This is a genomic window from Paenibacillus sp. FSL H7-0442 (assembly GCF_038593105.1).
GTDB classification, from domain to species: Bacteria; Bacillota; Bacilli; order Paenibacillales; family Paenibacillaceae; genus Paenibacillus; species Paenibacillus polymyxa_D.
This window is the reverse complement of the sequence record NZ_CP151963.1, coordinates 5,384,310-5,402,558: the sequence shown is the minus strand read 5'-3', so window position 1 is coordinate 5,402,558 and position 18,249 is coordinate 5,384,310. Positions and strand designations below refer to the sequence as shown.

Sequence of the window (18,249 nt, the reverse complement as noted above, 5' to 3'; positions counted from 1 at the left end):
TGCGGCATAGGGCGATAATACTGCCTAGTGAGACGTACCCATAACATAAAGCCCGTGAACGTTATACGTCACGGGCTTCTATTGCATGATATCTCTATATATCACAAGCTAATCTCTGTTTCAGGCAGACTCCTGGTATATTTTCAGGGTGAATTGGAGCGTTATCTCCGTCCCGCTACCAGGTTCACTCCTCCCTGTCATCTTACCCTTCATTCGTTTTAATAGATGTTTGGTAATCTGCCAACCCAAGCCTGGATTACCATATGAGGGGGAGTATCCACGGTCATGTTCAAGCCACAATTTCAATTTATTCGGAGATATACCGATTCCAGTATCCTTCACCTTTAATTCCAGTTCAACCTCAGGTGCATCGGTCACAGATCGGGTGGTTGCAGATAAAGTGACGGCTCCTGTGCTTGTAAACTTCACTGCATTATCTACCAAATTAATCAGCATACGGCGAATTTTAGCCTCATCCCCGATAAAAATAGGTGAGCTGGTGAGATTCCAGTCAAGCTTCAACTCTAGATTCCGCTGTGCGGCTACCTCTGTATACAGACTCAATACATTTTCCATCATCGTTCTCAGATCAAACGGATCTTCAATATCATCGATCTGCCTGGACTCTATATTGCTGTAATCCAAAATATTACTCAACAACGTCATAAGCGAGCGACTGCTCGACTCCATGATGCTCATATATTGCTGTTGTTCCTCTGTTAACTCTGTCGTCAGCATGAGGTCGGTGGCTCCCCATATTTCGGTTAGCGAAAACCGAATTTTATTACTCAGGGAAGAGATCAAATCCAGCTTGCTCAGGGCAGAGATCTCAGCATCTATCTTTTCTTTCTCCAGTTCCACCACATAACCCAGAAATACAGCCATAGCCTGTAGGGCCTTCAATTCGGATTCTGTCAAATGTACAGATGGTGCGTCCAAGATACAAATGGTTCCGTAAGCCTGACCATTTTTCATGCGAATAGGGATTCCTGTAAATGAGTGGTTTCCCATGGTTTTAGTCACATCTAAATCGCATGTGTGCGGGTGAATAGTCGTTTCTGAAATCGTGAGGTGATCCGCAGGATGATCCAACACCAGACTGCAATAGCTAAGCTCAAAAGGGAGCACATCCCCTTTCTTAACGAGTATCTCTTCCCGGTTAAATGAATCAACGATTACATTCGTAATCCCATCATTAGCGGCAATAAAAATGGTGTTTACATGTAAAATATCACTTAGCACATCAATGACGTGCGCGGTAGCCTCTTGAATACTATTATAAAAACCTGTAGGTGAAGTAGTCATGTATCTCCAATCCTGATGCAAAGTGGTGGTTATCCAAAAACTTTAGCAGTTTGTGTATCCCATTCTCGATCCTCTGAATGTGCTTTTGGAGCGTATTGTTAATTATACATGATTATTTCATTATAAACCGATCTTTCTACTTCCATTTACCTATTCGCTTGCGCAAACCTTCATTTTTTAGGTCTAATGCTAGCCTTTCTGGGAAGGTTTTTGTTTGTATTATTACACATTCACGAAAATATATGATTATTTTCATTCTATTTTCATAAATTCATATATAATCTCATGATATGAAAATTGTGTAATAAAATAGGAGGATAGAACCAGTAATATCATGTAAATATTCTATATAATAGGTTCAGAGGTGGAATTATGAATAGACAGGAAGCCCTAGAACACTTCCATAAGACCTATGCGGAAGATGTACTGAATGAGAAATTACATCAGGCAGCGTCTTTATATGAGCATAGAAAAGAGGAACTCATTTTTTCTTTTATTCAATCCTTTCAATCGATCTGCCTACAAGCCAATTTCACAGAAGTGGCCAAGACAAGGATCGGATACATTACTTATTCTATGAGGCGCACGTATCTGGTGGATCGCAACTATAACTATGTCGTCGAAGCCTATGATAAAAATTGGTTCTTTGATCCTCAACCTTGTTATGGAATCTATGATGCAGGCTGGGCATTCAGCTTTTTAGCAGAATTGGAGGATGAATTGAATCAGCTTCGAAAACCTTATATGAACAAGATTTTTCAGCCTGATGTGGAGCGATTTGTACTCCAGGCTGCAGGGAAATTTCATCAATATATTCTGAAATTAGCGAAAGATGCTATTCAGCAGGCTGTACATTTACCTGAATTCAAGGCCTTGAAATGTGAGGACGATTTGGAAGTAAGAATAGGGGAGTATAAAGGAATCAGTGAGGTGGTGTATTCAACAGCTTATGGAGTATTACATAATTCAACAGGATAATCGTATTACAGAGTATATGTATCCAGTAGGGACGAATCGCCGGCAGTTATTGGAATGGGCAGAAAGCTCATCATGTGCCGATGAAGAATCTATTTTACAATTTTATGTATCAGGTGATGCGGACTATATTGATTTTATAGAGCATCCGTTACCCATCGTTTCGGAACAACTAAAGGAAATCTTTGATATATATCAAGCCGGATTAAGCTGGAAGTTAGTTGTTTTTGCCGATATGCAGCGAATGCAGCAAACAAGGTATTGGCTGGCAAATCCGCCTAGCCTGATGTGTTTATCACCACGCAGTGAATATCATAGGGACGGTACACTGAAGAAAATCATTTTAGATGAATATGCAGTCGAGAATCATAAAATATTCAGGGTTCAGGGTGCCAATCATCATATCATTGTAGACCTCGATGTGGCTGAATGTATTTTGAAGTTCAATCTGGCAGGCTTGAAATTACAAAAGGTCGATACAGAGGGGCCATCTATACAAAGGAGAGTCTAAGAATGAGTGAGAGCTATGTAGTGGATGGGGCACAGATACATTGCAGCTATGGAAGTCATACAGGAAGATTTAGTGTTTCAGCTAACAGGGGAATTAGTATTGGTGACAAACTACAAGGGAATATTCAGGATTTTCACCCGCAGACGCATATCCCTTCTTTCGGAATGTGTCGTAGTATGCATAATCCTGCAGTCTCTTCTGCTAACAAAGGGAATTCCGGGAAAATCATTCCGCAGTCCTGCAAACCGAGCGTTTCTATGCCTTGGTTGAATGGAAAAAAGGATGTATACGTAGATCAATCTCCGGCTCTGATGAGCTGCTCCACGAACTTATGCATGTGGTGTGGAAAAATCTCGTTCACCACAGACGGGCAGGAATAGTTAACAGATCGTAGGATTTGCATCACATGAAAAGCAACCGGGGGGAGTAAGATGGGACTGGCAGGAACTGTGCTGACTTATGGAAATATTAAAGTAAATGCACCGTATGAGATTATCAGGCTGCTTGATTTTGAATTGACACAGAAGATAAATGAGCACGGCAAGGTGTACATTACTGCTCTCATACCGGATGAGGACCATGCGAAGTATGACGGTTTAGCACATGATGAGGATGTGCTAGAGGTATATGAGATGGATGAAGACCGAGGGACAGTTAGCATCTTTAAAGGAATCGTCACCAATATTAGAATTGCATTCAAAAATGGCGTATATCACATGTACATCGAGGCTGCCTCTTTTACATATCTGATGGATCAACAAAGGAAAAACCGTTCGTTTCAAAACGGCAAATTGACATATTATCAACTATTCCGCGAACTCATAGATGCCTATCCACATGGGGATTTTATTGACCTGACGGACAGCAATCAAAAGTTAGATGGCTTTACTATTCAGTATGGGGAGAGTGACTGGGAGCTTCTGAAAAGAATGGCTTCTCATCTACAAACTGGACTGATTGCCGAGATTACGTCCGTGTTCCCGAGACTATGGTTAGGTGCCTCAAAAGAACAGGTGAAAGGTGAACTGCGCAGCATTAACTTTTCCCTCCAAAAAACAAAGTCAGGCCCCCGGTATACATATGCTGAAGTGGAGGATACGAAGCGTTTTGAACTTGGAGATGTGGTCTTGTTTCGACGAAAGCATTGGGTTATTGATCAAATTCATGCAGGGATGAAGCAAGGTATTATGACATATGGCTACATTCTCGTTCCGGAAGCAGGTATTCCGAGGGAGCTTATATATAACCCGTTAATCAAAGGTACCTCTATTGAAGGGAAAGTTATTGATTTAAATAGTGAAAACGAATCCGTTAAACTTCATCTGTCCGTGGATTCCATGCAGTCCAAAGTTGAAGGGTGCTGGTTTTCTTACCCCACTATGTATACCGGAGATGGGATCGGTTGGCATTGCATGCCTGAGCTGGGGGATCATGTCCATTTGTATTTTCCATCTAACAAAGAAAAGGAAGCTCGTGTAGTTCAATCCCTGCGTAAGAGAGACTACAAAGGAGATGAAATCAGTCAACCGTCAAGAAAGCTATTTCATACCAAAACACAAAAAGTGGCGAGATTCGATGATAAGGAATTAGCCCTCTCCACCCAGAAAGACAAGATACTGGTACGCTTAAATCCTGCATCCGGTATTCACGTGTACAGTCATCACGATCTTACCTTTCACGCCGATACAGACCTAGTGCTGCATGGCAAAAAGGTACAGATGACCGCTACTCGCGAAATATCTCTGACGTGCAAAACTAGCTATATCCGAACCGATGGAGCACTTCATATCAAGGCTAGTAAGTTCATGAAAAATCAGGTACCTGATGCCGAACTGAAAGCTTATAAATCCCTGATTCAAGAATTGAAGGGAAAAGGGTATCCGCAATGGGTGCAGAATTTGCTGCTTCAATTTAAAACGGACTACTACAAAGCCGTGGCAGCCGGGGACAAAAAGGGGGCCAAGGAAGCAGCGGCCAAGGCCAAGCAATTGCGTCAGCAGGTGGCAGAAATAGATCGTATGCCTGCCTGGGCCAGAGCGCAAATGCATGAATACACGTCCCAGTGGTGGGAAGCGCATGGAGCCAACGACAAAGCCAAGCAAAAGCAGATGCATCTTCTCGCGAACCAACTGCGTGACAACGTGCTAATCAACGAGCTGATTCGTGGTCATTCAGCCAAATCCTATCTGGATGCGAATCGGCTGGAGGAGCTGTCCGGACAATACGCAGATGCGGCCCATAAGCTGACCATCGCCGATCAAAGGGCTATTGCTAAGGAAGCGGCTGCCCTGCGTAGTAAGTATGGCGTGAACAGCCTGCTTGCCAGAGATAATTTGAACAAGCTTGCCAAGAAGTATCCAGACAGCTTCTCGTACAAGCTACCAACTACAGGCGATTGGGATAAGGAGCTCAACGCCGCTTTGCATGATTTTGCGAAAAAATACGGCCTGGAAAATAAGGGATATGGTCGTGATGTGCTCGCAGTGTACCTGCATCAAGTAGCCAATGGCATTCTTCCATGGCCTAAGGTTAATAAGGCTGCAACGCCAACAGTTCCAGCAACGACAACAACGAAAACGGAACCGGGCAAGAAGCCGCCGACTACTCCTGAAAAGCCAGCGAAGGAGGAACCGAAGCCTACACCATCCAACAGTTCTGCTGATGAGAAAAGGAAAGCAATTGTGGAACTCGCTAGGAAGTTTTTAGGCAAGATTCCTTACTGTATGGATACTAAAATTACAACGATGAAGCTGGACCCCAACAATCCACCTATTTATATGGACTGCTCTGATTTTAGTTCCTCGGTGTACTTGACCATATTAAATGTGCATATAGGCGGTACTACAAGAGACCAAATCAATCGGGGGACAGAGGTTGACCACCAAAGTTTACGCTCTAAGGGGGATTATAAAAACCTGAAGTTAGGTGACCTAATATTATTTGATTGGAAAAAAAGAACGGGGAGACAACCGAATCATGTAGGCATGTATATCGGGAACGGGGAATTTATTCACGAGCATGGTAACGCAACTAAGCCTAGTGAAATGGATTCAGATAAAAAGCCTTCTCATAATGTAACGATAGATAAATTAAGCAAAGATTGGAAGGGGTCTTACGGTCGTATATATACAAACGTAATAGCAGTTAGGCGTATTATCCAAGACGATGGATCCATTAAAAATAAGTAGGGATAAGGAAGTACAGAATCGTATAAAGGAACTGAGCCAACCCGCTTAATGAGGAAACTTTATAGAGAGTGTAGAAGAGAGGAGAAATCATGCGTTGTATAAAAGTAGTTTTGATTATTGTTTTTTCAGTGCTGATATCTGCATGTACAGCAACCATAGGAGAGGACAATACATCTTCGCAGTCCCCCAATAAACTATCAAGTAATGAGGTTAAGGTCAATCAGGATGCTGCAAAGGGGAATGGAAAGCAAGCAAGCTGGCTTTTGAATGGTCAGGAAGGCGTAGAAGATCGAGTTCAGTTCTTAACCAATTTAGATGATCCTACTGGAGAAACTAATATCCGTATCGACGACCTGATTGACACCATGCAAACTCGGGAAGAACGTCTAAAATATCGTGGCTCACAAGTATATGTTGGGGAAATAACAAGTGACGGCAGTCGTATGTCGATTATCAGAGATGTTTATGGGGAGCAACCAGAGGAGATGCTCATTATTGAAGTGTACGATCTGGACGCGGGAGAAAAAGAACGAGAGTTTAAATTGCCGCCAACGGCTCAATATCCTGTGATCTCTTCTGATTTAAGCAAATATCTATACGTAATGGACGGACGTTTGTATTTATATGATGCAATAAGTAAAAGAACTACAGAATTGAAGACTAACAAAGGCAAAGCGGATGTTGGTAATATTGCTCAGGGAGTGTTTTCACCGGATAACACCAAGTTATGTTTTGTTGATGATCAGACAGGGATCGTAATGCTTGATCTATCTGGTGATAGTGGTACGAAGCTTCTGCTTGCAGGCACTGATGTCTCGAGTATTATGCAATGGGATCAGGAGAACCGACTTATTTATACCACTTATAAAAAAGATAATACTTTCATAAACGATATTTATTCACTAGATATACACACTGGAAAAGTACAGTTTATAACTAAAAATGAGGGCGATTTTATTATATCCCCAGATCAAAAAAAATTGGTTCTGGCAGATGATGAGGTTGTAAAAATGTTCATGATTGATGTAGCTAGTGGAAAAAAAGAAGATATTTCGTCCATTGTAAGTGGTGAAGGAACCTGGGTAGTTCCAATACAGTGGATCGAAACAAAAACCAATTATATGAAATATAGCAACAAGGTCAAAGTGAAAAAGGTTACGGCCTCTTCCACACTTCCTAATCAGAGTAACTATTCTTTTAATGTGAAAAATTTAACGGACGATAATAATTTAACCCCTTGGTGTGAAGGAACGAAGGAAGGCGGAATAGGAGAAACAGTAACTATAGATTTGGGTTCAATTCAAGAGGTCAGAGGTTTGGAGATGGTTGACGGTATTATACGAGTTAACAATAAGTATTTAGACATAAATGCAATCCAAAAAATGAAACTTGATTTTTCGGATGGACAATCTGTGGTGCTTGAGAATAATGACACCCGCTTCAAGTTCGATGAACCTATACGGACATCTTTCGTTAAAGTTACCATTCTAGAAGTCAAAAATGGCACGGATTTCCCCAATACTTGTATAGGTGAGCTGAAGTTATTGTGATGAGCAGTAGAAAGCGAAATAAAACTGCGGTATGGATAAGTAAAATTGCGTTATTCGTCATGATCTTTTCCATGCTATGTGGCTGTATACAATCGAACGAGAGCCGAAAAGTAGGACAGGAGCGGAATGAAACTCATGCTTCTGTCTCTCAGTCCGAGAAACTTCCTCCAACAAAAAGGGCTGTAAATTGGTTGCTCTTTGAAGCGGAAAATGGAAACATGCCTGTGGATTATCTCGCTGATATGGATGATCCTACAGGCAATACCTATATTGATTTAGATGACATTATAGGTAAATTACATGCAAGTGAAGGTGAAGCGTATCCTGAAAATGAGTTGTATCTGGCTGGTTTCTCGGATGATGGCAAACATATCGCTTTATGTAGAGAATCGCAGGATTTGGATTATTTAATCATTAAAATCTTTGATCTGTCTACCACAAAGAAAATAACTGAATTTAAGGTGCCGAATAGGGACTACGCCGTTATGTCTCCTGACTTTCGGAAGTGTGTTTACACAGAGGATGCTGCCTTTTTTTATTATATAAATCAGATGCAGGAAACTAAAGCATTAGGGCAATTAAATGATGGTCACTATCTCAATCTTCCCGTGTTTTCGCCTGACGGTAATCAATTTGCCCTTGTCAATAGTAACCATAATGTATTGATTTATGACTTGTTCAAGAATAAGCAAATTCAACAAATCAAGTCAGGATTAGACGGCATACAGATTGAACAGTGGCTTTATAACGATAATTTACTGCTCTCTTCTTACGATCTTGATAAGACGTATTTGCTCAATATCAGAACAGGAGAGAAGAGGTTATTAATGAAAGCCACAAACTCTCCTGTTATAACCTCGGATAATCACAGGGTTGCTTATTTGAACTCGAAGGGTGAAATGCAACAACGAGACATCCCAACAGGTCTGCCTATAAAATACTCCAATGTGTTCCACAGGATAGGCTATAACGTGTCCCCTACACAATGGATACAAACAACAACGGATTTAATGAAATATCGAAAAAGTATCCCGGCACGGAAAATCATTGCCTCTTCTACACTTCCAGACCAAGCAGGAAATTCCTATGCTGCCCAAAACATCATGGACGGAGATGCGAGTACAGCCTGGTGTGAAGGAGTTAAAGGAAACGGGATCGGGGAGTGGATCAAAATTGATTTCGGCTCTATGCAAGAACTGAAGGGGTTTGAGCTTATTAATGGTTTAGCTAAGTCATCCAAAGCTTTCCAAGCAAATAATAGAGTTAAACGAATGAAACTAGAGTTTTCAAACGGGCAGACCATGATGATAGATAATGATTTTATAAGCAACGAATTTCTTGATAAGCCTATTCATACTTCATTCGTGAAAATAACGATTGAGACCGTAGAGCGAGGAACTAAATATCACGATACCTGTATGTCGGAGATACGATTCTTCTAGCATTTCTAACAAAGGAGAAGACATATGAAATGGAAAGAACCAACGTTTGGTGCAACCCCTATGTTGAAAGCTTTAACAACCGCTAATGCGCACAGGAAGGCACAGGCTTTTGATCTTGCAGCAGAACAGAAAAAACAAAAACTAAATTACCCCGACTGGGCCCACACCTGGCTGCGTAAATACAAAGAAGATTGGTATATTGCACAAGCCAATGGTGACGAGGTTGGTATGCGTAAAGCGCAGAAGCTGGCAGAAGGACTTCGTAGCAAGCTCCGCGAAATGGCTACGTTCCCCAAATGGGCTCAAGAGCAAATGCAAAAAGAAACCGTTCGTTGGATGACTGCGGAGGCAAGTGGAGATATCAGGGAAAGGCTGGCTGCTGAGGAGGCGGGACGAGCTATTCGCGAGAAGCTAGGTTTGATCGATACGAGTACTAAAGCATCACCACCATCTGATGATACTAAGAAGAAAGAAGAAGTTAAACCTCCAAATACGCCAAAAACGGACGGGATTGAAACAGGAAAAGGTGATAAAAGCAGTTTTGGATCTGTTGCTGAATTCAAAAAGAAGTATGGTGACGTTATTAAAAAACTAGGAGCAGAGTTAAACGTCGATCCTAACTTACTTGGAGCCGTTATTCTTGTTGAATCAGGAGGCTCAGGTTTTAGAAATGGCAAGTTAGTAATAAGATTTGAAGTGCATCATTTTGTAGAGCATCCAACTTCATTGTTTACATTTTTAGATAAACCAAAAAAACATTGGAAGGAGCATAGATATCGAGAAAGTGTTGAAATGAAGTGGAAAGAAGTGCACACTAATCAGAGCAGTGAATATGCTACTCTGAATTTTGCCATCACTCAGAATGAAAAAAAAGCTTATGCTTCTATAAGTATGGGATTGGGGCAAATATTGGGCTCTAATTATAAAATGGCGGGATACAGTTCTGCTAAAGATATGTTTCTGGCATTCAGTTCTGGGCATGAAGAGCAGATAAAAGGGTTCTCCAGATATATAAAAAACTCTAAAAATCTACTTAGTTCTTTACAAACAAATGATTTAAGACGCTTTGTACGTGGATATAACGGACCAGCAAAAGTAGATGATTACACAAAAAAGCTAAAATCAAATACTGACTTGTATAAGAATAGTTAATATATATGTTTAAATGAAGAGCTCAAGGGGGCAAGTGCATGTATAGAGTGTTTATCTTCATAATTGTTATATCCAGCTTTTTAAATGGGCTTAAGGCTATGGGATTATATTCAGCTATTCCTCAAGAGACTGCAACCTTAACTAAACCGATGCAAAGTTCTATAACGCGTAACAACGTAAATAGTAATATCAAAAAACTAAACACAGATAAGTATACCATTAACGAGGAGCAGTCTTTTCAAACTACTCTTGAGGGCTTTGGGAAAGTACGGTTTGTATCGACTAAAACAAAAAAAGATGAAATTCCTAAAAACTTCTTTTTTCTATTAGATGACCGAGAACGAGTTGTATATTCATTTCCTGATTTATATGGGAATGAATGGTGGTATGCTGATGAAGGCATAGAAGCGGTGGCCTTCAAGGATCTAAATAAGGATGGATTAAAAGACGTTATCATTATCGCTTATTATGAAACGGGGTCTGGACCAGATGGTGCAAAACCATTCCCTATAGCGGACATTTATTTTCAGAAAAAAAATAAAACTTTTACCACAATTCCTGCATTAGATGAGACCCTTAACGATAAGGGACATAATCAAACTATTAACGATGTCATTCAATACGTAAGCAAACAACGGATAAACGTAAACTAACCGACAAAAGGGAGCGGTAACATGGGATATCCAATCATCAAGTATAATGGAACGGTTTTATCTCTTAAAAATCCAAAAGTTAAAGTTGTACAGAAAATGAATGAGCATGTGAAAGTCTTTTTGACAGGTGTGTTAACGGGTGCCCAAATGGAAGAGTACACAGATCATATGGAAGCAGGGGCGAAGTTAGTCGTTTCTTATGTGAATGATGATCAAAAGCAGAGTGTATTATTTAGGGGATTAGTCACGCAGTTCAGAATCAAGTTGGTGTCCAATGTAGCCTATTTGGTCGTCGAGGCCCTCTCCTATACAAGCCAGCTGGATGAAGTGCTTCATAGACAATCCTTTCAAAATGTGAAGATGAAGGTGCAGGCATTACTTGAACATGTACTCAAATCCTATCCCAAAGCCAATTGTACGAGCCGCTTAAAAGATCAGCTTTTACAGGAATTTACGATGCAATACGACGAAACGGACTGGTCGTTTCTAAAACGTATAGCGTCTCGGCTTGGTTGGGGACTAATACCTGATCCGATTGGTGAAAAACCTCAGTTTTATTTTGGATTGCCGGATGGCGTCAATCAGCCTGAGCTCAGGCAGTATAACTACTCCATGACGAGAAAAACCAAACCAGGAGCCAGCAAGGATGACAATCTTTTATATTATAAAGTGCAAACGACAGGGGCTAGAGATGTCCTGCTGCAAATTGGGGGGGAGGTTAAATTTAAAGGGAAAGCATTATACGTCCTGCAATCGGTTGCGTTTATACGACATAGTGCTTTGTGGCATGAATATGTGCTGACTACAGCGGATGGAATGAAACAGGATTTGATTGTAAATGAAAGCATTCGTGGTATCTCGTTAAAATCGAAGGTTATTGGAATCGAGCAGGACCATGTGAAGGTTTTCTTTTATGAAATGGATAAGGTCAAGCCGAATGTCAAGGAAACCTACGCTTTCCCAACGGCTACATTTTATACATCGGAAGGGAATACAGGATGGTACTGCATGCCGGAGCTATTTGATTTTGTAGACATTTACTTTCCGACCGCTAAAGAAAAAGACGCTATTGTGACCCACTCGATCCGAAAGAGATCCAAAGGAGGTGACTTTATTAAGGACCCATCGACGAAAATCTTTATGACCAAGTACCGCAAAGCTATTATTTTTGAGAAAAATGAAATTTTAATCACTGGGAACGACGATGAAGTGGTGATTCGACTGCTGGATGACCATGGCATCGAATTGCGGAGTAAAAAGGACATCCGTGTTAAGGCTGATGGAAATTTGGTATTCAATGCGGGGAACACAATTCAGGTCACCGCGAAGGATGCTATCGGTTTAAAATGTAAAACGAGTCTGGTAGAAATGGATGGTAACATTAAAATGACTGGAGAAAAGATAAAGACGCAGTAAATAAAACTACCAAGAGAAGGGGAAAGCATGGCTAAAGTAACTACAGGGGCAATTGTCAATGAGAAAGCGCCGACCCAGGAAGATATGGTCCAAGAATGGAAACGTAAAATAAGCAAAGGCGAATATCCTTTTATTCATGTAACTCAGCATAGTACCAAAGGTGACGAGCGTTAAATATGTTTAGCAACAAGTAAATAAGGCTCCTAAGGAGCCTTATTTGAGTTTGATGATCTATACCCTTTTAGCACTGTTATGTAGCCGTAAAGGTGAATTTTATTAACTACATTTGTCATTGCATACTCTTTAATAGTAAAAATTAAAAATGATGTTCATCTGTGCAATTTTCCCCTAACATACAGTTACAAAGACCTATTCTACATAAACTATGTACTGTGACCAGATATACTGTATCCAATGACTTTATACTTATTTTTCCTCCCCGCTATATCGCTCGTAAATAGGATGCACTATAATTATACTACTTCTTAATTTGGGAAAAATTAGACTTTAACATAGATTACAAATATGTTGAAAGTGAAATGCTCGATGAGTATCCCTTCTCAGGAAGAAGGGGTCTTGTATTTGGGGACTTCACTGTCGATAAACCAATCTGGCCCGGAGACGTCGATCACTTCTTTGGTTTTATAATTATAGTAGATGGTAATTTTGTTGTCTTCGTGGCCTTTAATGTACCCATATAGATAGAGCCTGAAGTGGACAGCAGGATCATCCACAGCATAATCCTTTAATATGAAATCGGCATTATAGTGTTCTTTAATAAACTCCACACCGATGGGAGTGGCGACGTCTACTAATTCTTTTTTCTCTTTGTCGGACAAGCTGGAACAACCTCCTAAATACATAATAATTAAAATAAGTGCCAGAATCAGTGGGATTTTTCTGTTCAAGTTACAATTCTCCTTTTCTGGTAATCACCTTTTTTCATAACTCTATAATATATTTACACAATAGACAAGGTGGGAATAACTTGACCTACATTAACGATAAAACATACTGGACCATTGCGGATAGAGTTTATGACCGAGAGTTGACTGCCAAAGATTCTAAAAGCAGAATTCTTCCTGACTGGAAGATTGTTGAGCCTGAAGGAGCTATGCTGCATGATACGAACGGTTCTGGATTCGATGCGACTGTATTCCTTAACGAGAAGACCAATCAGGTGATCATCGGTTATAGGGGTACAGAACCTCCAGATCGCCCCAAATGGAGCGTGGCGATGGACTGGGGAACGGATATCAGCGATGTCGTCGGAGGACGCGCGAAAACGTTGGAAGAAGTCCATCAATATTATGAAAATAATAAGGCAGAGGTGGCTAAACTCCCACCACAAGTGCAAAGCGCATTTCTTCAATATGAGGAGAAGTACCAGAATAATCAATTTACACAAGCTGAGAATCTATATGATGTCGTAAAAAAACAGTATCCCTCTGCTGAAATAACGACCACAGGCCATTCTCTAGGAGGAGCGGAGGCAGAATATGTGGCGGTGCGGAACGGACTGACATCAGTCGCTTATAATCCACCAAGCATTGTGCATCTGTTACCGGATGATCTTCAAAGGAAGGTGGAAAATGGCGATTTTCGAAAGACGAATGTCGCTTATGTCAATCCGAAAGATACTATCGGTTCGGGAGCTAATGATGCACAGCCACATGTGGGTACAACCTACTTTATAGACAATGATTATAAGACAGCTAATAGAGCTAAAATCACTATTCCTGTTTCATTACCAGTCGAAAGAGAAAATAAGTGGGCTAACTTTTTTTGGGGGCCCAAATGGTCTCCCATTGTGTATGTCCCGATTACTTTGCCTATGATGCAGCAAGATCCGATTACAAAGTTCTATAATTCGGTAATGGGAGAAGCGACACATAGCATGGATCATTTCACATTTGATGAAAACGGCAATATAATCAATCCACTGTACACGATGGACGGTCAATTGGTGGAAGGCAATCCACGGGTGCAGGCATACGAGCAGATGCTGGCCGCGCGAGCAGAGCTCAAGCAAGTCATGGGCGATCTGGTTGAACGCTATGGTGGACAAATGGGTGCCTTCGGGCAGTTTGCTGCTAATGCCCTAGGTGTGAATTTGATGGGAGCAGGCCAACAAAATGGCCGCGCTAATAGTGGAGCTTATTTTGTAGGCAACAAAAATGGGGGTACAATTCAATTAACACCTGAGGAGCTAAAGCATGCGGCTAATCAGATGCGTTCTAGCTTGCATGGATTTTCCAGTGATACCCGTGCGTCCATTCAGTTATTTCAGGCTCATATCGGGACAAGTGAAAGTCAGTCTTTGACCCCGCTTGCGCATAGTGCTACGGCGACACTGGATCGGATTAATCGCTGGTATCAGGAATCGATTACAGAGATAGCAGAATATATAGATCGTAAGGGCCAGGAATTTACGATGGTGGATCAATAAGAAAGAGCAGCTGGAAGAACACAACGGGAGGCGAAAGAGATGAGCAGAATATCTTTGAGCCTGGGGGATCTGCGTAGGGCTGTTCAGCAATGCGAGCAGCTAAAGCAAAGACTTCAGCATCAGGAGCAGCAGATGAAAAATATATATGGTAGGCTGCATGAATGGCGGGGAGAATCAGCTGCTGAATTAACACGTAAAATGGAGGTGTTTCTCCAAGGAACCACGGTACGAATACAAGAATTGGACGAGCATAAAGAGCAGTTGAAACGTTATATTCGGAAAATGGAAGAAGCTGATCGGCGTGAGGAGAGACGCAAGCGGGCTGCACAATGGTGATACAGACGGACTGCAATAGTTAGGAGAACATCATGAAAGATCAAAATGCATTTGTCATTTTACTTATATTGAATATCGTTTATGGCTTAACGCTATTTGCCTATCCGGCCATGCTGATGGTGGTCGCATTTTCTTTCGATGCACCAACAGCTGGAGATTATCTCAGCAATTATATTTTTGCCTATGTCATAATGAGCTACCCGATAGGAATATTCATATCATGGAGCTGTTGGTATTTTTATCATCGTTATGCTTTTAAGAAGGCGTATATCATGGCTAACTTTATGCTGCTGTGGCCGGCTACTCTTGTAGTGTCCTCGTGGATTCAATCGGCTTTTTCTTGAAGGGGTTCCCATCTGGCCAGTCAGCTACATAACATAAAAAACCGTACAATCGCTAGGGGACTCCCGCGGGGTACGGTTAAATGCATTTAAGTAAAAGCTACATATATAGTAGAAGGAAAAAAATTTCCTCTGGAATGACGACGATAAAACCCTTGGCCAGAGATTTACCGGAGTCTACTTTAAAATTACCCTGTGGGCGAATATAGCAGCGTTCGGAAGCTTGAAGATGAGTTAAAAAAGGTGTAAAAATGTTGAAAAGCTACAAAGTTCGACATATTGTTCGCTTTTTCGCATCATATGTGTTTGGATTAGGGATTTTTGTTTGCTATTTATCGTATATTTATGTATAATCTATCGTGTTGAAAGATTGATTGTACGTAATATGCTGATGAGGGTGGGTTCATGACGCTGCTCGACAGTAACGAAAGCAAGAAGCGGATGTGCCAGATTTACAATGAAGTTTCAAAGGAACTGTTCGGCTTCGGGACCACGCTGCTGCGGGCCACCGTTGAGAACAACATTGTTACCTTTGTGGCGAAGCACCGGCGTTCTCCACGCTCGGCAGCATTGGAAGTGGAAGCCCCCGGCTTGAAGCTGGAAGTGGATTTCCGAATGTCCATGCTGTACAAGAAGAGACTTCGCGAGAAGCTGATTGAGGATATGGAGCTCGATATAGATGCTTTACTGCGTGATTATGATTCAGCAACGCAGTGGGCTATTACGAACATCATTCTGAAGGAATCCTAATAAAATTGGATATTCGGCTTTTCGCTTCGGATCTATCTGAGGGGAGAACCTGTTATAACGCGCAGCGGGATCAACTTATTCTTTGTTTACGAAGAAAAGTATTCTTGTTTTACAAGAGTACTTTTCTTTTTTGTGTCATAAGGTGTGCATAATAAAAAAATAGGGGGAGTTTCATATGAAGAAATGGTTTAAAGGGTTTATGGCTGTGACCTTGGCATCCGTGGTACTGGCAGGTTGCGGCAGTAATGCCACTGGCGGTCAGACAGATGGAAAAGATGGTTCAGCTGATGGGAAAAAGAAACTAGTTATTTCCACATGGGGCTTTTCCGAGGACTTCTTTAACAAAGAAGTGTACGAGCCTTTTGAAAAAGAACATAACGTTGACATCGTGGTCGAAATTGGAAATAACGCGGAACGGTTGAACAAAATCAGTCAAGGCAGCACAGATGTCGATCTGATTTATCTGTCTGATTATTATGCTCAACAAGGAATTCAACAGGGATTGTTTGAGAAGCTGGATCGTAGCAAGGTGCCGAACCTGAACCAAATTTATGATATTGCCAAAGCACCGCTGGGTGAGGAGTATGGTCCTGCTTATACGGTTGGGCGTCTCGGTATTGCCTATAATCCGGAGCTGGTGAAAAAGAATGTGACCTCTTGGGCTGACCTGTGGGGCAATGAGTTCAAAGGAAACGTGACTCTACCGAACATTACGGCGACTGCCGGACCAATGATGGTAGATGCAGCCTCCAAGGTAGCGGGGAGTAAGGAGTTTAATGAAGAACAAGCCTTTGGAAAACTGAAAGAGCTGAGTCCGAATATCGTTAAGTTTTATAGTAAAACATCTGAATTCGTGAACATGTTTAGTCAGCAGGAAATTGCCGGCGGTCCGATCATGGAAATGTACTTCAAAGATTTGCAGGCGGCTGTGCCAGGAGCGAAATTTGTAGCTCCTAGTGAAGGTGCTTACGCAGTAATGAACACGATTAATGTAGTGAAAGGCTCCGACCAGAAGGAGCTGGCTGAGGAATTTATCAACTGGCAGCTGAGCAAGGAAGTTCAAGAAAAATCCGCCAAGGCAAAGGTTGATTCCCCGGTGAATACGCAGGTGGTACTGTCCGGTGCGGATACAGAGGGAATTACGTACGGTACAGAGGTAGTGAACAAGCTGACCAAGCTGGATATGAAGTTCGTTAACGATCATATCAAGGCATGGACAGATCGCTGGAACCGGGAAGTTGCACAATAATGAAAAAGGTTATATTAGATGTAGATACGGGCATTGATGATGCGTTGGGTATTTTACTAGCAGCCAAAAGTGATCAGCTGGATATCCAAGCGATTACTACGGTATGCGGTAATGTTTCACTTAAACAAGCAACATTGAACACATGCAAAATCCTCGACCTTTTAGATAGACCGGATATTCCGGTTTATCGGGGGGCGGAGGCTCCCTTAATACGTAAAGGCCTGCACGAGCATCGTGTCCATGGAGAAGACGGTATTGGAGGCGCACTGAGTGGAGTAGTCCCAGCCATGTCAGCGTCCGAAGGTTTTGCACCGGATATCATTATTGATACCGTGATGGCTCACCCGGGGGAAGTGACGCTCATTTGCACCGGGCCACTCACTAATCTGGCATTGGCGCTGCTGAAGTGTCCCGAACTGACGGATCACGTCGATGAAGTCATTTTTATGGGCGGTGTTATTCACGGGTGCGGCAATATTACACCTGTAGCGGAGTACAACATGTATGCTGACCCTGAAGCCGCACGAATCGTATTTCATGCAGGATTTGGTCGGTTGATACAGGTGGGACTGGATGTAACACGGAAGGCTCTGCTGACTGCGGATCATATTGCTCGTCTGACCCGCCCAGCAATTCGTAATTATGTAGCTGAAAGCACGGCCGTTTATACCAAGCGTTATGAAGAACGCAACGGGGTAAAAGCCTGTGCGCTTCATGACCCGCTTGCCGTGGGTGTCGCATTGAATTCGAGGTTAGTCGATACCTCGCTGTTGTATGTCGACGTAGAAACCTCCAGTCGCATATGTGACGGACAAACAGTGGGCGATGTACAGAACCGCCTCAATCATAGCCACAATATGAATGTATGCGAACAGGTGGACAGCGAAGCTTTTCTGGAGCTGTTTATCCAGGTGCTAAACAAGGAATAACAT

General features: G+C 41.9%; 18 protein-coding genes. 16 read left to right on the top strand and 2 right to left on the bottom strand.

The genetic code is table 11. From position 1 onward, the window contains the following. Window positions 1-120: 120 nt before the first annotated feature. Window positions 121-1,305, bottom strand: a complete 1,185-nt coding sequence (locus MHH57_RS23880; protein WP_341040245.1) for a HAMP domain-containing sensor histidine kinase — start codon at window positions 1,303-1,305, stop codon at window positions 121-123. Window positions 1,306-1,677: 372 nt separating this feature from the next. Between MHH57_RS23880 and MHH57_RS23875 the strand changes: the two genes are divergently transcribed. The 10 genes from MHH57_RS23875 (at window position 1,678) to MHH57_RS23830 (ending at window position 12,366) form a co-directional block, all read left to right on the top strand. Further along, the gene (locus MHH57_RS23875; RefSeq protein WP_342434617.1) at window positions 1,678-2,283 is read left to right on the top strand and encodes a hypothetical protein; all 606 of its coding nucleotides are present in this window, start codon (window positions 1,678-1,680) and stop codon (window positions 2,281-2,283) included. Next, entirely contained in the window at window positions 2,255-2,791 is a 537-nt protein-coding gene (locus tag MHH57_RS23870; RefSeq protein ID WP_342434616.1) for a hypothetical protein, read from the top strand. The genes MHH57_RS23875 and MHH57_RS23870 overlap by 29 nt, the downstream gene beginning before the upstream one ends. A gap of 2 nt (window positions 2,792-2,793) precedes the next feature. Then, window positions 2,794-3,171, top strand: a complete 378-nt coding sequence (locus tag MHH57_RS23865) for a DUF4280 domain-containing protein (protein WP_029518643.1) — start codon at window positions 2,794-2,796, stop codon at window positions 3,169-3,171. Window positions 3,172-3,222: 51 nt separating this feature from the next. After that, a complete protein-coding gene (locus MHH57_RS23860; protein ID WP_342434615.1) occupies window positions 3,223-5,979 on the top strand; it encodes an NlpC/P60 family protein in 2,757 nt (918 codons plus the stop codon). An 89-nt stretch (window positions 5,980-6,068) separates the two neighbouring features. Then, window positions 6,069-7,529 (top strand): discoidin domain-containing protein, encoded by a 1,461-nt coding sequence (locus tag MHH57_RS23855; protein WP_342434614.1) that lies wholly within the window; start codon window positions 6,069-6,071, stop codon window positions 7,527-7,529. Continuing rightward, window positions 7,529-8,971 carry a discoidin domain-containing protein gene (locus tag MHH57_RS23850; RefSeq protein ID WP_342434613.1) on the top strand — a complete coding sequence of 481 codons (1,443 nt, stop codon included), beginning with the start codon at window positions 7,529-7,531 and terminating at the stop codon, window positions 8,969-8,971. The genes MHH57_RS23855 and MHH57_RS23850 overlap by 1 nt, the downstream gene beginning before the upstream one ends. Before the next feature lie 24 nt (window positions 8,972-8,995). After that, complete coding sequence (locus MHH57_RS23845; RefSeq protein ID WP_340886721.1) at window positions 8,996-10,123, top strand: N-acetylmuramidase domain-containing protein; 1,128 nt, start codon at window positions 8,996-8,998, stop codon at window positions 10,121-10,123. Window positions 10,124-10,161: 38 nt separating this feature from the next. Further along, a complete protein-coding gene (locus MHH57_RS23840; RefSeq protein ID WP_340886718.1) occupies window positions 10,162-10,776 on the top strand; it encodes a hypothetical protein in 615 nt (204 codons plus the stop codon). A 21-nt stretch (window positions 10,777-10,797) separates the two neighbouring features. Next, a complete protein-coding gene (locus MHH57_RS23835) occupies window positions 10,798-12,192 on the top strand; it encodes a contractile injection system protein, VgrG/Pvc8 family (RefSeq protein WP_340886716.1) in 1,395 nt (464 codons plus the stop codon). Window positions 12,193-12,219: 27 nt separating this feature from the next. Continuing rightward, window positions 12,220-12,366 carry a hypothetical protein gene (locus MHH57_RS23830; RefSeq protein WP_318627688.1) on the top strand — a complete coding sequence of 49 codons (147 nt, stop codon included), beginning with the start codon at window positions 12,220-12,222 and terminating at the stop codon, window positions 12,364-12,366. A gap of 386 nt (window positions 12,367-12,752) precedes the next feature. On the opposite strand, the gene MHH57_RS23825 is transcribed toward MHH57_RS23830, so the two are convergent. Continuing rightward, entirely contained in the window at window positions 12,753-13,100 is a 348-nt protein-coding gene (locus MHH57_RS23825; RefSeq protein WP_342434612.1) for a hypothetical protein, read from the bottom strand. An 80-nt stretch (window positions 13,101-13,180) separates the two neighbouring features. On the opposite strand from MHH57_RS23825, the gene MHH57_RS23820 reads away from it, so the two are divergent. The 6 genes from MHH57_RS23820 (at window position 13,181) to MHH57_RS23795 (ending at window position 18,246) form a co-directional block, all read left to right on the top strand. After that, on the top strand, window positions 13,181-14,641 hold the full coding sequence (locus MHH57_RS23820) for a hypothetical protein (protein ID WP_342434611.1): 1,461 nt from the start codon (window positions 13,181-13,183) through the stop codon (window positions 14,639-14,641). Window positions 14,642-14,680: 39 nt separating this feature from the next. Beyond that, a complete protein-coding gene (locus MHH57_RS23815) occupies window positions 14,681-14,977 on the top strand; it encodes a WXG100 family type VII secretion target (RefSeq protein ID WP_039271722.1) in 297 nt (98 codons plus the stop codon). A gap of 32 nt (window positions 14,978-15,009) precedes the next feature. Beyond that, a complete protein-coding gene (locus tag MHH57_RS23810; RefSeq protein WP_342434610.1) occupies window positions 15,010-15,321 on the top strand; it encodes a hypothetical protein in 312 nt (103 codons plus the stop codon). Between the two features lie 402 nt (window positions 15,322-15,723). Further along, window positions 15,724-16,068, top strand: coding sequence for a hypothetical protein (locus tag MHH57_RS23805; protein ID WP_029518631.1), 345 nt, complete (start codon window positions 15,724-15,726; stop codon window positions 16,066-16,068). A gap of 175 nt (window positions 16,069-16,243) precedes the next feature. Beyond that, window positions 16,244-17,317 carry an extracellular solute-binding protein gene (locus tag MHH57_RS23800; protein WP_342434609.1) on the top strand — a complete coding sequence of 358 codons (1,074 nt, stop codon included), beginning with the start codon at window positions 16,244-16,246 and terminating at the stop codon, window positions 17,315-17,317. Then, window positions 17,317-18,246, top strand: a complete 930-nt coding sequence (locus MHH57_RS23795; protein WP_342434608.1) for a nucleoside hydrolase — start codon at window positions 17,317-17,319, stop codon at window positions 18,244-18,246. The genes MHH57_RS23800 and MHH57_RS23795 overlap by 1 nt, the downstream gene beginning before the upstream one ends. Window positions 18,247-18,249: the final 3 nt, after the last annotated feature.